Here is a 14,742-nt window from a genome sequence, read left to right as displayed (position 1 = left end):
CCACACGTGTTGTAGCGGATATGAAATTCGGCGACGGACGGCAGTCGACCACTCAGATCGGCAGATAGTCGCTGCGCTGGACAATGCCGCGGTGTTCGCCTTCGACCAGGTGTACATAGCGCCCGCTTACCAGGTCGATGGGCAAGCAGTCGTCGATGTCCAAGACCGCGTCGGTGTGTGCCTTGATCCAACCTTCGCCATGCGGTGCCTGCCTAGGCGTTTGGCAGTGGCTTTGTCCGGTGCGGCTATCAGCAGGTAGCGGTGCGCTTCGCCGAACACCCCGGGTTCGTAACCGCCCAGATTGAGAAAGAACAGCCGCAGCGCCCCTGGTGCCGGGCTGGCCTGGCTGAACTCGATACGGTAGACGTCCACGCCGTCAACTTCCATCCAGGCGTCGATGTGCAATCCCTTGGGGCTGCCGAACCAGTTGGCGCGCAGTTGCGGGTAGGTGTCGGCCAAGGTCTCGGCCTGGGCGAACAGCACGTCGTGGACTTCGATGCTGGCGCGGGGGTGGCGACCGCCGAGCATGACGATGTAGAGCATGAAGGTATCCAAGGTAGGTCGGCTGCGGTGGGTCATTGGCTTGAGCGCCATTGGACCAACGCTTGTGCAGTGTGAGGATCAGCGACTTCGAGACACCGCTGTCAGTCGGCCGCCGTTTCGAACAACCGGTGCTCGTCGGCATACCTCAGCAGACGCTCGTCCAGTTGCTCGGTGTCCTGGTAGAACCGAGTGTCGAGGGCATCCAGTGCAGCCTCGCATTCGAGGTCCCGTTCGTCTGCATAAGTAGGCATGCTCAGCTGACGTGCATCTTGCTCGCTGGGCACAGGTTCAGTGCCGAAGAGCACACGTTTGGCTTCTTCGAGCAGGGCCAGCGTTTGCGTCGCACCGAGTTCGAGAAGGCCCGCGCAAGCGTGCGCATAATGATCGCCTGAAGAGTTGCCGAAATACTGGTCGAAGCCGCCATTGTAGACTTCGCCTTGTAACACGCTGACAGCGTAATAGTGCTGTTCTGCCAATTTCAGCCCCGTGAAGCCTGCGGCCGTGTGGTACACGCGGTCGACCAATGCGTTCCAATACAGGGCTTGCGGGCTGGCCAGGTACCGCCTGCGCTCTTCGGCGCGGCGTTTGCCGGCTTCGATATTTTCCCGATAACCGCCTTTGCAGGGCATGCATAACCCGTCGTTGCGCTCGAAGGTGGAAGCCACTATCGGCGTGGCACAAAGACGGCAGGGTTGTTTGTCGCTCATGGGGGCTCCGGCAAGTTGTATCAAGGCAAGGCGCATCAGCGCATCCAGTCAGGCAGCACGGTGAATTCGAGAGGATTGGGTAATTCGAGAGGATTGGGTAATTCGAAATCCTGCAGCAACGTTCGCGCTTCTTGTCGGGAAATGAAGGCATCGGCGTCTCTCGAACGGCTCCTGGGGCCGTCTTGGAAAGCCACCGTCATGTTCAAAAGGGGTTTGCACATCAGCGCCCTGGCTTAGTTTCATAGCAGGCTGTCCGGGTCCCCGAAAAACATCTGAATCCGCGACCGCAACCACCGCTCCGCCGGATCGTTGTCCTGCGCCCCCCGCCACGCCATGTGCAACTCGAAATGCTGCACCGGCAACGGTAGCTCCTCAGCCCGCAACCCGCCCGCCGCCGTCAGCACATCGGCCGTGTAATCCGGCACCGTAGCAAGAATGTCGGTGCCTGCCAGCAAACTCCCCAACCCATTGAACTGCGGCACCGCCAGCACCACCTGGCGCTTGCGGCCCAGCTCTGCCAGCGCTTCGTCGATGAAGCCGGACAAGTCCCCGGCGAACGACACCAGCGCGTGGGGACGGCTGCAGAAGTCGTCCAGGCTGATTGCCCCAGGCATCGTATCGGCGCGCAACAGCTTAGGTGCGCTACGGCGCAGCACCTTGCGTTTGGCGTTGGCCGGCAGGTCGGCGGTGTAGCTAACGCCCACGGAGATTTCGCCCGAGGCCAGCAGCGTGGGCATCAGCAGGTAGTTGACCCGCCGCACCACCAGCACGATGCCGGGGGCCTCGGCGCGGATGCGCTTGAGCAGCAGTGGCAACAGGGCGAATTCGGCGTCGTCCGAGAGGCCCATGCGGAATACCGCGTTGCTGGTGGCTGGGTCGAAGTCGGCGGCGCGGCTGACGGCGGTGGAAATCGAGTCCAGCGCTGGGGAGAGCAGGGCGAAGATCTCCTGAGCGCGGGCCGAGGGCTCCATGGTGCGCCCGGTGCGCACGAACAGCGGGTCGTCGAACAGATTGCGCAGGCGCGACAGCGCTGCGCTGATCGCCGGCTGGCCGAGGAACAGCTTTTCGGCGGCGCGGGTCACGCTGCGTTCGTGCATCAGGGTCTCGAACACGATCAGCAGGTTGAGGTCTACACGGCGCAGGTCGTTACGGTTCATGGGCGGGCTTGGCCTGTTGCCTGGGCGGGAGCAGAGGTGAATCTTACGGGCAAAGGCTGTTACCCTGCATCGTTTTCAGGCTGGCATGGGCCAATTTGCCTCGAACCCAATCGATGGCAGGCATGTCGACTATTAATCACCACTGATGGCCTAAGCGCTGGCCTCCGGATACAGTCCGGTCTTATGAGATTCACACAGTCGAGGTAGGCGATGTCCCGCATCATCCGTTTCCACAAGTTCGGCGCCGCCGATGTGCTGCGCTGCGAGGAACGACCCGAGCCCACGCCGGCCAGGGGCGAGGTGCAGGTGCGCGTGCAAGCCATCGGTGTGAGCTGGTACGACGTACTCTGGCGGCAAGACCTGGCGTTGTCCCAGGTGCGTCTGCCCTCGGGCATCGGTCACGAAATGGCCGGCGTGGTGAGCGCTGTGGGCGAGGGCGTCGAGGACCTGGCGGTCGGTGATCGGGTGGCAAGCTTCCCAGCGACCAGTCCCAACGACCACCCAGTGTACGGTGATGTCATCGTGCTGCCGCGCTGCGCTTTGACACGCTACCCCGACGTGCTCACGCCCATCGAAGCCAGCGTGCACTACACGCCACTGCTGATCGCCTATTTCGCCTACATGGACCTGGCCCGGGCCAAACCTGGGCAAACTGCGCTGGTGACCGACGCCAGCCACTGCGCCGGCCCTGCCTTCGTGCAGCTTGGCAAGGCCTTGGGTTTGCGAGTGCTGGCAGCCACCAAACGGGCCGAGCAGCGTGACTACCTGCTGGGCTTGGGGGCCGAGTACGTGATCGTCACCGAAGAGCAGGACCTGCTCCTGCAGATCAACAAGTTCACCGCCAACCGCGGTGTGGACATGGTGCTCGACGGATTGGGCGGCCCGCAGATGTCGCTTCTGGGCGATGTGCTGGCGCCGCGGGGCAGCCTGGTGCTCTACGGCCTGCAAGGCGGTAACCAGACGCCGTTCCCGGCCTGCGCGGCATTCAAGAAGAACATCCAGTTCCATTTGCACTGTGTGAGCAACTTCACCGGCAAGCCGGAATTGGGCATCGACCAAGACAAGCCGGCCCTGCAGCGCGCTCTGCAAGACATCAACCGTTTCACCGCCGAGCACTTGCTGACGCCGCAGATCGTCAAGGTCTATCCGTTCGAGGAAGTGGTCCAGGCCCATCGCTACATGGACGACTGCCCTTGTGGCGGGCGCGTGGTACTGGACCTCGCCAGCGCGGAGTGATCGTTCCCGCTTGGGTATGGGCGTGCGCCCTCCCAGGTGGGGGCTAGGAAAACTCCTACGCGGCAAAACAACCTTTCCTACACATTTCTGGAATAAACCCTCATCGCTAATTCCTTGGTGAATTATTACCGTCACCAGTAGGAAAGGCTTCCTCTCGATCGTGCTGATCGCAGGACGCCGGTTATTCGTTCGCCCGAGTCGCTCAGGGACGAGGTAATCACGCGATGAGTGAGATGCACGACCATGCCATGCAAGCCATTTTCGGGCAGGTGCTCGAACGCTTGCTCGACCACCTGAACCAAGCGCAGCGGGCCTCGCTGCAACTGCTGATCCAGCGGCTGCTGGTAGCCGCAGGAGGGGTTGAGCGGATCGGCGAGTTCCGCTTGCTGGTGCTGCACGGCAACGACCGCTCCAGTGCCCATCTGCTGGCCTGCTTGCGGGCGGCGCAGCTGAGCCTTGCCCAGCGCTTTTCGCAGACCTTCGCCCTGCGCGTGCTGGTGCTGTGCCAGCCAGGCATGCAGGCCTTGGAACGGGCCAATCATCTACGCTGCTTCGACGCGCTCTATTTGCACGATGACAGCCGCGTCGAGTTGCTCCTGGCCGACGCCGACGGTTTGCGGCCCCTCGATGCCCACGTTTTCGCGCTGGAGCAGCCGCAGGCATCGGCGCGCGAGGCCTGGTTGCTGTTCGGACACGCCCAGCAGGGCTCAGCGGGTGCGCTGCTGGGCAGCCGATTGTGGTTGCAGTTGGCCAAGGCCTGCGCACCCGCACTGCGGGCCCGAAATGGCGCGAGCGCGCTGGTCACCGCCATGCCACACCTCCAGCGCCTGCGCCTGCTGGCCTGGAGCCGGCGCTGCCTGCGCCTGATCGAGCCTGGTAGGGCACTGGCGTTTCAGTGCGCAAGCGCGATGATCCAAGCGCTTGCGCGCCTGCAGACGCGTCTGGCGCAGTTGCCTGCGCCGGCGGGTGACTTGGTCTCAAGATCGGCTGCCTATGGGCGCAGCTTGCAACTGTTGAGCCTTGACGAGCTGCTGCTGCACATCGGGCATCAGGATCGTCTGCAAGGCATGTTGGGCTGTCGCTTCGACAACGACGCATACGGCAAAGGCCTTCATGCCTTCACCGATCTGCCGCTGCTCGGTTATCTGCGCGAGCTCCAGGCCAAGTACCTGGGGGCTGCGCGGGAGCGGCCGAGCACATTGCCGATGCAGACGCCGTGGTTGCGAGTGGGGCCGGCCAGTGAGTCGAGTCTGGGCAGTGAAAGCGAGCAACGTCTGCAACGCGGCTATGGCCTGGGCGAGGAACAGCTCGCCTGCCTACTGTTCGCGCCCTTCGTGGAGCATGGGGCTCGACTGGAAGCCTTCGTGCAACGTTGCCACCCCAACATGCAAGTGGCCCTGCCTTATCTTCACAATGCCCTTCAGGGCCGGATGTGCCCGGACCCCGTGGTGCGCTGGCTAGTGAATGTCAGTGGTTTGTCGTTGGCGCGTCTGCGCGGGCTTTATGGTTTGCAGGCCGATACCCGTACCCTCTGCCTGCAGCGCCATCTGGCCAAGCGCGACTCCAGTTTGCGGCTGATGAAGCCCAGCGCTCGCTAAAGCCGCGCCATGTTCACCGCTCGATGTTGTCTTGAGCTATACAGTTGAGAGGGAGGTCCGATTTCACAGGCGATTTTTCTCCACTGCGCGTGCTCCAAGTCCTAACGTGGCACAATGCCCGTCTGCCAGTCGTGTTCACAAGTCGCAATACAATTCCCGTACTTTCAACGACTTGGAGGGCTACGCACGGAGCGTGTCCAGGCTCATACTGAGGCCATTTCGTGAAGTGCCGGTACGGTGCTTCGCGCTTGACAGGATGCGGCCCTGTGGTGTCCGCAGTTCAACCATCCTTAGGTAACCCATGATCTGGTTTCTGGAAGGGCAAGCGTCCCAACGCGACATCCTGCTGGGCGCTCGCGAAGCGCTGCCTTCGCACGTCAGAATAATCGCCTCCCATCGCGGCGATCGACCGGAAATCACCGGTGTGGCCGACCTCGCGCTGCGCGAACCTGAAACGTCTGGAGAGCGCGTCGAATGGGTGATCCGTACGGCTTTGCAGCACGGCGTGCACGTCGTAGTGGCCGGGCGCTTGGGCGCTGCATATGAAGCCGAACGCCACGCCTTCGAAGCCGCTGGGCTGACCCTCGTCACCGGCGGGCTGAGCGTGCAGACGTTCCAGTGGGTCGACGACAAGGCCGTGTTCACCGCCCGTGCCGAAGCTGCTGGACTCGCTTGCATCCCTGCCATCACCGTCACCAGTGCCGACGAACTGGCCGCTGCCTATCAGGCGTGTCGCTCCAGTGGGGAGGTGTGCATCAAACCGGTGGTCGGCATCTATGGCCAAGGCTTCTGGCGCCTGCGCGAAGGTCTCGACCCGTTCCGCTGTTTCGCCAACCCCGACAGTCGAGAGGTGGACTTCGCAACCTACCTCCAAGCCTACGCCGCGCAATCGCCGCGCGAGCCGTTGCTGGTCATGCCCTACCTACCCGGCGCCGAATGCTCGGTCGACATGGTCTGCGAGGCTGGCAGGGTGGTGGCCTATGTCGGGCGCCGCAAGTCCGGCGTGCATCAGCGTTTCGAGCGCGACACGCCGGCCACCCGGCTGGCGCTGGCCGCCGCGGAGCATTTCCAATGCGACGGCATCGTCAACGTGCAAACCCGTGACGATGGCGACGGCCAACCCAGGCTTCTGGAAATCAATCCACGCTATTCCGGCGGCATCGGCTATACACGCCTGACGGGCGTCAATCTGCCGGGTATTTTCGCGGCGCGCCGGCTGGGGTTGCCTGAGCCGCACGGTGAGTGGATCGAGAGCGTCAGGGTGAAGCCGATCACTGTCGCCGTTGCCGCGCCGGAGCGTTGACATCATGCCCTGCAAGTTCGCAGTCGCCATTGATTGGCCAGGCCCTTTTCACTCTCGGAGCGAGCCATGCTGACACCCGGTGCCAATACAGCCCTAGGCAGCTCCGAAACCGACTGGGTATTGACCACCGCGCTTGCCGACGCCTTCGGTGCGTCGGTGGCGGTGGCGTTGCTGCCGGTCAACGAGCGCCGCGCGCCCACCGGGCCTGCGGCGCTATTGCACGTCGAACAGACGGGCTGGATGACCTGGAGCGGCGATCCGTCCTACGTCGGTTGCAAGCTGCGTCTGGATGCGTTGCCCGCTGGCAGCGACCGTGTCCTGCTGCTGGTGTACCGCTATGACAACCTTGGGCCTCTGGGCGTGGTAGGCGCCTTCACCCTCGATATCGAGCAGCGGATTCGCTACACCCTCGATGTCAGCGGCCACGGCGAGAGCGCATTGATCCTGGGTGAGTTTTACCAACGTGGCGGGCACTGGAAATTCCGCGCACTGGCCGAAGGCTCGGCCTACGGGCTCGCGGCCTTCGGCAGGCGGCTGGGCATCGAGCTGGACGAGGCGCATCCGGACCGACCTGCAGAGCGCGGCGGCAGCCCCGACGCCGGCCCCTCCAAGGCGACCGGTACCGGGTTTGCGGTCTCGAGCAACATGCTCCTGACCTGCGCGCACGTCATCGAAGGCATGCACACGATCGAGATCAATGCCTTCAGTGGCCGGCACCGGGCCGAGCCGATCATGGTCGACGGTACCAACGACATGGCCTTGCTGCGGGTCGACGGCGCCGTGTTGCAACCCCTGCCCATCGCTACGGCAGGCGGATGTGGCCTGGGCGATCCGGTCACGGCGGTGGGATTTCCGCTGTCAGGCTTGGCCGGCGGCGGTGCTCATGTGACCCAAGGCGGTGTGTCGGCCATGTTCGGCCTGCGCAACGACACGACTTTGTTGCAGTTCACGGCCGCCATCCAGCCCGGCTCCAGCGGCAGCCCGTTGTTCGACGCCAGCGGTGCGGTCGTGGGAATGGTCACCTCCACGGTCGCCGACGCGCAAAGCATGAATTTCGCCGTGAAAGGCCAACTGCTGGCAGCCTTTCTCGAAGCTTGCCATGTGCCATTTCTGACACACGCGGCCAGCCCGCTGAAGAGTGCTGCCGAGATCGCCAGAATCGCGCAGCCGTCGCTTTGGAAAATCGAGGCGCGCCGATGATGAGCCGCCTCAGCTGCTTATACAGACGTTGTCCTAGGGACTTCTTCCACACAGGGAACACAGTGCATTGAACCAGCAACCCATCCGGCTCAGCGCGACCCTCACGCGCGGCGTGCTCGAAGTCGATGTCCAGGGCGGCGACGTACCTGCTCGATCGCTGTTCGGCTTCGCCGAGCGGCGTAACCCCAAGCGCGCGTTCCTTTTCGTTTCGCGCGTGCTGGGCAAGCACATTCCCGTCGAACCGGCGCTGATGGAGCAGTCCTATCGAGCTTTGGCCGCGCAGATTCCCACCGACCTGCCAGGCCCAGTGCTCATGCTCGGCATGGCCGAGACGGCTGTCGGACTGGGCGCCGGCGTACACCGCGCCTATAGCGCCAGGCGTGACGACACGATGTACCTGGTCAGCACGCGGCACCCCGTCGGCGAGCGGATCTTCGCCCGCTTCGAAGAAGAGCACAGCCATGCCAGCGCCCATCTGATCCACGAACCGACCGATCCGGCGCTCGCTGCGCGTCTGCGCAGTGCGCGTTCGCTGGTGCTGATCGACGACGAAGCCTCGACCGGGCGGACCTTCGTCAATGTGCACCGTGCGTTGCTCGATGCGGGTTTGAACCACATCGAACGCGTCGTCACCTGCGTACTGACCGATTGGTCGAGTGATGCCCTGGGCAGCCACCTGGGTTCCACGGTACAGCAGGTGTCACTGCTCAAAGGCAGCTACCGGTTCAAGGAAGACCCCACCGCACCTCTGCCGCAGATGCCGGAGACTGGTACCGTAGCGGTCGGCGACTGGCCGGTGGACCCAGCCAACGATTGGGGGCGCCTGGGCACTTGCGGTATCGAAGACACGCTCGGCCCGAATGTTCGCGTCAGTCCAGGCGAGCGGGTCTTGGTCCTGGGCACCGGCGAATTCGTGTGGAAACCCTTTCTCCTGGCCGAGCGCCTCCAACGGGATGGGGCCGACGTGCGCTTCAGTTCCACCACTCGCTCACCGATCGCGCTGGGCCATTGCATCGAGCATGCGTTGAGCTTCTCCGACAACTACGGTCTGGGCATCGTCAATTTTCTTTACAACGTGGCGCCCGGCCAGTTCGACCGTGTGCTGATCTGCAGCGAAACGGCGGCCGAAGCCGTGCCGCGTTCGCTGATCGAAACCCTTGATGCGGAGGTCATCGTCGATGGCGAATGAACGCCCCCTGGTCCTCGTAGACCTGGACGACACGCTGTTTCAGACCGCCCGCAAGATGCCGTCAGGCAGCGCCCGGCACCCGGCTTCGTACGACGTCGCAGGCGAAGTGAGCGGTTATCAGAACCCCGTGCAGCAGGCTTTGCTGAAGTGGTTGTTGAGCGGCGCCGACGTCGTCCCAGTGACGGCCCGCAGCGCCGAGGCGTTCGCCCGCGTCAAGCTGCCGTTCGATGGCGACGCGATCTGCGCCCATGGCGGTTTGATCCTGGATGCCGAAGGCCAAGTGGATGCCCATTGGCACGCTGTCATGAACGAAGTGCTAGGCCCGTTCCACGAACGTCTGCCGGCGCTGTGCGACACCGCGCTGGGCCTGGCAGGCGAGCTGGGCCTTTCCCTGCGCGGCTGGGTGGTGGAGGAGGCCGACCAGCGCCATTATGTAGTCGTCAAACACAATGACGGCCACGATCACGACCTGCTGAAAGTGCTCAACGCACTCGAAGCCCGGGGCTTGCTGGCGGACATGCACAGCCACCGCAATGGCAACAACCTCGCACTGCTGCCCGCCGGCCTGTCCAAGCGCCAGGCGGTACGCCATTACCTGGAGCGCGATCGACGCGAACGGGGCGAACGCCCGGTATTGGGCTTTGGCGACAGCATCACCGACCTTGGCTTCATGAACCTGTGCGATTTCTGGGCGACCCCTGCGAGCAGCCAGTTGGCGGCCTTGGTGCAGGAGCATGCTGATGCGTGAACTCCGCCTGCCTTGCGCAACCGTCGGTAGCGGCAGCTATCTGCCCGATGACGTACAGTTCCTTCTGCGCCCGGTAAACCTCGAGCTGACCGACGTGCTGGAAAAGGAACGGCTGATCCAGACCCAGCAGAAGCATTACTCGGAAATGATCAGCGCCGAACATGCGCCCTCGGCCACGCACATGGCTTTGTATGAACGCAGTCTGCACCAGAATGGCGAGCGCATGGCCGCCGACGTGCAGGCCCTGGCACTGGCGCTCGCCGGACACGCGCCGGGCACGACCCTGGCGCTGGTGTCCTTCGTGCGTGCAGGGCTGCCGCTCGGCGTGCTGCTACGCCGGGCATTGCGCGATCTGGGACGCGATGTGCAGCATTACGGGGTCAGCATCGTGCGCGACCGTGGCATCGATCAGGAGGCGCTGGATGCGATCATCGACGCCCATGGCGCAGACAGCATCCTGTTCGTCGATGGCTGGACCGGCAAGGGTGCCATCGCCGGCGAGCTGCAACGTTGCCTGGGGGCAGACCCGCGCTTCACCGACGCACCGCGCCTGGTCGTGCTCGCCGACCCGTGCGGGCGAGCCTGGCTGGCGGCCTCGGCCGAAGACTGGATCATCCCCTCGGGCATCCTGGGCGCTACGGTATCGGGTCTGGTGTCGCGCTCGATATGGCCGGTCGAAGGCGGCCTGCACGGTTGTGTGGTCTACGATGCGCTGCGCGAGCACGACGTGACCCGCAGTTTCATCGAACGGATCGAGGCGGCGCGGGTAGGGGTGGCCGTAGCACCGGCCCGGCCCTGGACGCCTGTCCAAACCGCGGGATTGCAAGCCGAAGCCCTCGCGGTGGTGCAGGGCCTGGCCAGGCGTTTCGACATCGCCAACCTCAATCGCATCAAACCCGGCATCGCCGAGGCGACCCGGGCGGTACTGCGCCGCGTGCCCGATCAGGTGTTGGTGCGCGACCGCGCCGACGCCGACGTTCAACTGCTCATCCACCTGACCGACCGCGCCGGTATCGAGGTTCAGGCCGTGGGCGATGAACTCGGTCCGTATCGAGCGGTCACCATCATTCGGGGGGTCAGCCGATGAAACACATTTCTCCATTCGCCCTGGGCGCCACGTTGTACATGCCGGCCACCCGGCCGGACATTCTCGAGGTTGTGCAGGGCACGAAACTGCCCGGCCTGCGCTCGTTGGTGATCTGCCTGGAAGACGCCGTGGCCGCCACCGACGTCGACCACGCGTTGGCGTCGCTACGCGAAGTGCTGGCGCAGAGCAAAACCCGGCTGCGCCACGACCAGGCCAACAGCGGCCCGCTGGTATTCATCCGGCCGCGCGATGCCGACATGGCCGCCCGGCTCAACGATTGGGCCGATATCACCAGCGCCGATGGTTTCGTGTTGCCCAAGCTGTGCATGGCCAGCCTCAACCAATGGGCGCTGGCGGTAGCCAATCCCGACCTGCTGCTGATGCCGACCCTGGAGACCCGCGAGGTCTTCCACCCCAACGCCATGGCCGACATGGGCTCTGCACTGCACGAAGCGCTGGGTGAACGCGTACTGGCGCTGCGCATCGGCGGCAACGACCTGATGAGTTGCCTGGGCCTGCGTCGCAACCCGGCCACCACCCTCTATCAAACCCCGATGGGCTACGTGATTCCGATGCTCGCAGGTGTGCTCGGCGCGCAGGGCTTCGCGCTGACAGGTCCGGTGTTCGAGCAGTTGGCGACGCCTGCGTTGCTGGCCGAGGAGCTACAGCTGGACATCGCCCACGGTCTGGTCGGCAAGACCGCGATCCATCCCACTCAGATCGCGCCGATCAACGAGGCATTTAGGGTGTCCATCGAAGACCTCAATTGCGCCCGTATGATTCTCAACGACACCGCGCCTGCGGTATTCAGGCACAACGATGCGATGTTGGAGCCGGCCACCCACCAGAGCTGGGCGACCAACATCCTGGAACGCGCCAAATGGCATGGAGTGAAGCCCGCCGAAGGCGGGATCGCAGAACCGGTACGATTAGCGGAGGTCGCTCGATGACCCAGGAAATGATGGAGGCGGGCCCTGCAGGCGCAGATGTTCTGTCGGTATTCGACTTCGATGGCACCTTGACCCATCGCGACAGTTTCTTGCCGTTCCTGCTGTTCGCGTTCGGCAAGCGTGCCTTCGCCGCCCGCGCCCTGCGCATGCTGCCCGACTGCCTGCGCTACATCGGCAAGGGCATGACCCGCGACGAACTCAAGGCGATTCTGATCGCCACTTTCCTGACCGGCGTGGAAGAGCAATGGGTGCAGCGCAAGGCCGGCGAGTTCAGGGCGGCCTACTGGAAACGCCTGATGCGCCCGGCCGGGGTCCGCTCGGTGGCAGCTGAAGTCGCCAGCGGCGCGCATGTCACGATCTGTTCAGCATCGCCGCGTATCGTGCTCAAACCTTTTGCCGAGCACCTGGGCATCAAACTGATCGCCACCGAACTGGAAGTGGTCGATGGCCGCCTCACCGGTGCCATCAGCGGGAGCAACTGCCGCTGCGAAAACAAGGTACTGCGCCTGGAAGCGATCTATGGTGCGCTCGAGCAGTACCGCTTGCGGGCTTGGGGCGATACCCGTGGCGACCATGAACTGTTGGCCGCAGCGCAGGAACCGCATTGGCGGCACTTCCACCCGCGTTGGCAACGTGGGCGGCTGAACATTCGCCGTATCGGCGCCAAGCTGCAAGAAGGCGAAGTGATGAAGCACTCGGTCACCGGCAACGCCGCTGCGACCCGGCAGCATGACGATCAACAAGGAGCGTAACCATGGCACTCACCCTTTCGAAGAACCAAAGCATTTCCCTGGAAAAGACCGCCGGTAGCGGCCTGTCCAAGGTCACCCTTGGGCTGGGCTGGGACCCGGTCAAGGCCGGTCTGCTGGGCAAACTGTTCGGCGGCGGCGGCGGGATCGACCTGGACGCTTCGTGCATCCTGTTCGACGCGAACCTCAAGTCGATGGACGTCGTGTGGTTCCGCCAACTCAAATCGCGTGACGGATCGGTGGTGCACAACGGCGACAACCGTACCGGCGAGGGCGATGGCGACGACGAATCCATCCAGGTCGATCTCAATGGCCTGCCGGCGGCAGTGACTCACCTGGTGTTCACCGTCAATTCCTTCACCGGGGAAAACTTCGAGCGCGTACAGAACGCCTATTGCCGCATCGTCAACCCGGCGAACAACGTCGAGCTGGCACGTTTCAACCTGTCCCAGCAAGGCGCACATACCGGCCTGGTCATGGCGCGTCTGTCGCGTGGCGCGGGAGGCTGGGAGTTCCATACCATCGGCTCGACCGCCAGCGGGCGTACGGTCGACGATCTGGTCGGTCTCGCGGCCCAGGCGGTGCGCGCATGACCAGCCTCGCGCCAGGCGCCAACGCTGCGGTCGACACCGCGCTTAGCCGGGTGGAAGTGGTCTACTCGGCCATCCCCGGTGCCGATATCGACGTCTCGGCGTTCGCCCTGGCCGCCAGCGGCAAGGTGCGCAGCGACGACGACATGTGCTTCTACGGCCAGCCCAGCGTGTTGTCAGGCGCTCTACAACTGGTCGAAGGCAATCCTGGGCGCGCGGTGTTCTCGATCGACCTGGCCCGTCTCGACGCCGCTATCGACAAGGTCGCGCTGACTGCCACCATCCACGAGAACAAGGCCGCTTTTGCGCGCGTTTCCAGCCTCAGCGTTCGCCTTTCAAACGACATAGAGGCGCAGATTCCGACGGCAGGCATGAACGAAACCGCGCTCATTCTGGGCGAGTTCTACCGCCGGCAGGGCGCCTGGAAATTCCGCTGCGTCGGCCAAGGTTTTGCCGGCGGGCTGGCCCCGCTGGCGACTCATTTCGGGGTGGACATCGCCGCTCCCGAACCTACTGCCGGCCCTGCATCGACGCCGAGTCCTGCGCCCGCATCGGCACCGGCCGCCACACCAGCGCCCCCTCCTGCGCCCAAGCCCAGCGTGAGCCTGAGCAAGATCACCCTCGACAAGTCCCGCGCTTCCATCAGCCTCGACAAAAAGGCCGGCGGCTTCGGCGAGATTCGCGTCAACCTCAACTGGAACAAAGGCAAGACGGGCTTCTTCGGACGCAGCAAATCGGTCGACCTCGATGTCGGTTGCCTGTTCGAACTGCAAAACGGCTATAAAGGCGTGGTTCAGGCGCTGGGCAATGCGTTCGGTTCGCTGCACGACGAGCCGTATGTGCAACTGATGGGCGATGACCGTACCGGATCCGTGTCCGGCGGCGAATGGCTGCACATCAATGGCGACCGTTGGAGCGAAGTGCGCCGCATCCTGGTCTACGCCTTCATCTACGAGGGCGCGCCCAATTGGACGGAGACCGATGGCGTGGTCACCATTTTCGTCCCAGGGCAACCGGAAATCGAAGTACGTCTGAACGAAGAGGGCGGTCGTCTGGGCTGCTGCGCCATCGCGCTGCTGGAAAACGACGGCGGCTCGGTCAAAGTGACCCGCCGCGTCGATTTCCATCGTTCCCAGGAACCGATGGACAAGGCTTACAACTGGGGCATGCGCTGGAGCGCAGGTTCCAAGTGACTCATCATTCGCGGGCCGAGCCCGTCTGTAGAGGTGATACCCATGCTGGCATGGCTCAAAACCAACGCGGCTAAAGCCCGCGAAACGCTGACCACCGAAGTGGCCAAGCACAAGAACCGCAAATTCATGGAGGCGATTTCCAACGCCAGCGCCATGGTCGCCATGGCCAGCAACGGCGCGGGTGCCGAAGAAAAACAGAAGATGGCGGCGTTTCTCAATACTTCGCCGGAACTCAAGGTGTTCAGCCTCACCGACGTGCTGGCCGTGTTCAACGACGCGGTGGCCAAGTTCGAATTCGATCCGCAGATCGGTCAGGCGGAAGCCTTGAAGGTCATCGGCCGGATCAAGGACAACGAAAGCGCCGCGCGCCTGTTGGTACGTGTGACCTGCGCCATCGGGGCGTCGGACGGCGAGTTCGACGAGAAGGAAAAGGCGGCTTGCCGTCAGATGTGCATGGAGCTGGGCCTCAACCCGGCTGATTTCGAACTCTAA

14 protein-coding genes and 1 pseudogene are annotated in these 14,742 nt (G+C 63.8%); 12 read left to right on the top strand and 3 right to left on the bottom strand.

Annotated elements, in window-relative coordinates; all coding sequences use genetic code 11:
* Positions 1–52: 52 nt before the first annotated feature.
* From ACSMEV_RS14610 to ACSMEV_RS14600, 3 genes and pseudogenes are all read right to left on the bottom strand, one after another.
* Positions 53–543 (bottom strand): annotated as a pseudogene (locus ACSMEV_RS14610) (DUF1543 domain-containing protein).
* Positions 544–644: 101 nt separating this feature from the next.
* Positions 645–1,250: a DMP19 family protein gene (locus ACSMEV_RS14605; RefSeq protein WP_459208355.1), complete on the bottom strand. Its 606-nt coding sequence runs from the start codon at positions 1,248–1,250 to the stop codon at positions 645–647.
* A 239-nt stretch (positions 1,251–1,489) separates the two neighbouring features.
* Positions 1,490–2,407 carry a LysR family transcriptional regulator gene (locus tag ACSMEV_RS14600; protein ID WP_314487447.1) on the bottom strand — a complete coding sequence of 306 codons (918 nt, stop codon included), beginning with the start codon at positions 2,405–2,407 and terminating at the stop codon, positions 1,490–1,492.
* Between the two features lie 210 nt (positions 2,408–2,617).
* Here ACSMEV_RS14600 and ACSMEV_RS14595 point away from each other — a divergent pair, with 210 nt between their 5' ends.
* The 12 genes from ACSMEV_RS14595 (at position 2,618) to ACSMEV_RS14540 (ending at position 14,742) form a co-directional block, all read left to right on the top strand.
* Complete coding sequence (locus tag ACSMEV_RS14595; protein WP_459205793.1) at positions 2,618–3,643, top strand: zinc-dependent alcohol dehydrogenase family protein; 1,026 nt, start codon at positions 2,618–2,620, stop codon at positions 3,641–3,643.
* 224 nt (positions 3,644–3,867) lie between these two features.
* Entirely contained in the window at positions 3,868–5,241 is a 1,374-nt protein-coding gene (locus ACSMEV_RS14590) for a hypothetical protein (RefSeq protein WP_459205792.1), read from the top strand.
* Positions 5,242–5,542: 301 nt separating this feature from the next.
* Entirely contained in the window at positions 5,543–6,544 is a 1,002-nt protein-coding gene (locus ACSMEV_RS14585; protein WP_459205791.1) for an ATP-grasp domain-containing protein, read from the top strand.
* A 66-nt stretch (positions 6,545–6,610) separates the two neighbouring features.
* Complete coding sequence (locus ACSMEV_RS14580) at positions 6,611–7,744, top strand: trypsin-like peptidase domain-containing protein (protein ID WP_459205790.1); 1,134 nt, start codon at positions 6,611–6,613, stop codon at positions 7,742–7,744.
* A gap of 67 nt (positions 7,745–7,811) precedes the next feature.
* Positions 7,812–8,933 carry a phosphoribosyltransferase domain-containing protein gene (locus tag ACSMEV_RS14575; RefSeq protein ID WP_459205789.1) on the top strand — a complete coding sequence of 374 codons (1,122 nt, stop codon included), beginning with the start codon at positions 7,812–7,814 and terminating at the stop codon, positions 8,931–8,933.
* Positions 8,923–9,681 carry an HAD family hydrolase gene (locus tag ACSMEV_RS14570; RefSeq protein ID WP_459205788.1) on the top strand — a complete coding sequence of 253 codons (759 nt, stop codon included), beginning with the start codon at positions 8,923–8,925 and terminating at the stop codon, positions 9,679–9,681. Before ACSMEV_RS14575 ends, ACSMEV_RS14570 begins: the two co-directional genes overlap by 11 nt.
* Positions 9,674–10,768, top strand: coding sequence for a cysteine protease StiP domain-containing protein (locus ACSMEV_RS14565; protein ID WP_459205787.1), 1,095 nt, complete (start codon positions 9,674–9,676; stop codon positions 10,766–10,768). The genes ACSMEV_RS14570 and ACSMEV_RS14565 overlap by 8 nt, the downstream gene beginning before the upstream one ends.
* Entirely contained in the window at positions 10,765–11,718 is a 954-nt protein-coding gene (locus ACSMEV_RS14560) for an HpcH/HpaI aldolase/citrate lyase family protein (protein WP_459205786.1), read from the top strand. Before ACSMEV_RS14565 ends, ACSMEV_RS14560 begins: the two co-directional genes overlap by 4 nt.
* Positions 11,715–12,470, top strand: a complete 756-nt coding sequence (locus ACSMEV_RS14555) for an HAD family hydrolase (RefSeq protein ID WP_459205785.1) — start codon at positions 11,715–11,717, stop codon at positions 12,468–12,470. Before ACSMEV_RS14560 ends, ACSMEV_RS14555 begins: the two co-directional genes overlap by 4 nt.
* A 2-nt stretch (positions 12,471–12,472) precedes the next feature.
* The gene (locus ACSMEV_RS14550) at positions 12,473–13,060 is read left to right on the top strand and encodes a TerD family protein (protein WP_459205784.1); all 588 of its coding nucleotides are present in this window, start codon (positions 12,473–12,475) and stop codon (positions 13,058–13,060) included.
* Entirely contained in the window at positions 13,057–14,250 is a 1,194-nt protein-coding gene (locus ACSMEV_RS14545) for a TerD family protein (RefSeq protein WP_459205783.1), read from the top strand. The genes ACSMEV_RS14550 and ACSMEV_RS14545 overlap by 4 nt, the downstream gene beginning before the upstream one ends.
* A gap of 42 nt (positions 14,251–14,292) precedes the next feature.
* Positions 14,293–14,742, top strand: a complete 450-nt coding sequence (locus tag ACSMEV_RS14540; protein ID WP_459205782.1) for a tellurite resistance TerB family protein — start codon at positions 14,293–14,295, stop codon at positions 14,740–14,742.

It is taken from the genome of Pseudomonas sp. MLB6B, assembly GCF_054508135.1.
Note: the sequence above shows the minus strand (reverse complement) of the source record. Positions and strands in the feature narration are given on the sequence as shown.

What these genes read in the sequence shown, in the direction of transcription:
- ACSMEV_RS14590 (WP_459205792.1), top strand. Translation starts at nt 3,868, where the DNA reads ATGAGTGAGATGCACGACCATGCCATGCAAGCCATTTTCGGGCAGGTG.
- ACSMEV_RS14545 (WP_459205783.1), top strand. Translation starts at nt 13,057, where the DNA reads ATGACCAGCCTCGCGCCAGGCGCCAACGCTGCGGTCGACACCGCGCTT.
- ACSMEV_RS14550 (WP_459205784.1), top strand. Translation starts at nt 12,473, where the DNA reads ATGGCACTCACCCTTTCGAAGAACCAAAGCATTTCCCTGGAAAAGACC.
- ACSMEV_RS14570 (WP_459205788.1), top strand. Translation starts at nt 8,923, where the DNA reads ATGGCGAATGAACGCCCCCTGGTCCTCGTAGACCTGGACGACACGCTG.
- ACSMEV_RS14595 (WP_459205793.1), top strand. Translation starts at nt 2,618, where the DNA reads ATGTCCCGCATCATCCGTTTCCACAAGTTCGGCGCCGCCGATGTGCTG.
- ACSMEV_RS14600 (WP_314487447.1), bottom strand. Translation starts at nt 2,407, where the DNA reads ATGAACCGTAACGACCTGCGCCGTGTAGACCTCAACCTGCTGATCGTG.
- ACSMEV_RS14585 (WP_459205791.1), top strand. Translation starts at nt 5,543, where the DNA reads ATGATCTGGTTTCTGGAAGGGCAAGCGTCCCAACGCGACATCCTGCTG.
- ACSMEV_RS14605 (WP_459208355.1), bottom strand. Translation starts at nt 1,250, where the DNA reads ATGAGCGACAAACAACCCTGCCGTCTTTGTGCCACGCCGATAGTGGCT.
- ACSMEV_RS14565 (WP_459205787.1), top strand. Translation starts at nt 9,674, where the DNA reads ATGCGTGAACTCCGCCTGCCTTGCGCAACCGTCGGTAGCGGCAGCTAT.
- ACSMEV_RS14555 (WP_459205785.1), top strand. Translation starts at nt 11,715, where the DNA reads ATGACCCAGGAAATGATGGAGGCGGGCCCTGCAGGCGCAGATGTTCTG.
- ACSMEV_RS14560 (WP_459205786.1), top strand. Translation starts at nt 10,765, where the DNA reads ATGAAACACATTTCTCCATTCGCCCTGGGCGCCACGTTGTACATGCCG.
- ACSMEV_RS14580 (WP_459205790.1), top strand. Translation starts at nt 6,611, where the DNA reads ATGCTGACACCCGGTGCCAATACAGCCCTAGGCAGCTCCGAAACCGAC.
- ACSMEV_RS14540 (WP_459205782.1), top strand. Translation starts at nt 14,293, where the DNA reads ATGCTGGCATGGCTCAAAACCAACGCGGCTAAAGCCCGCGAAACGCTG.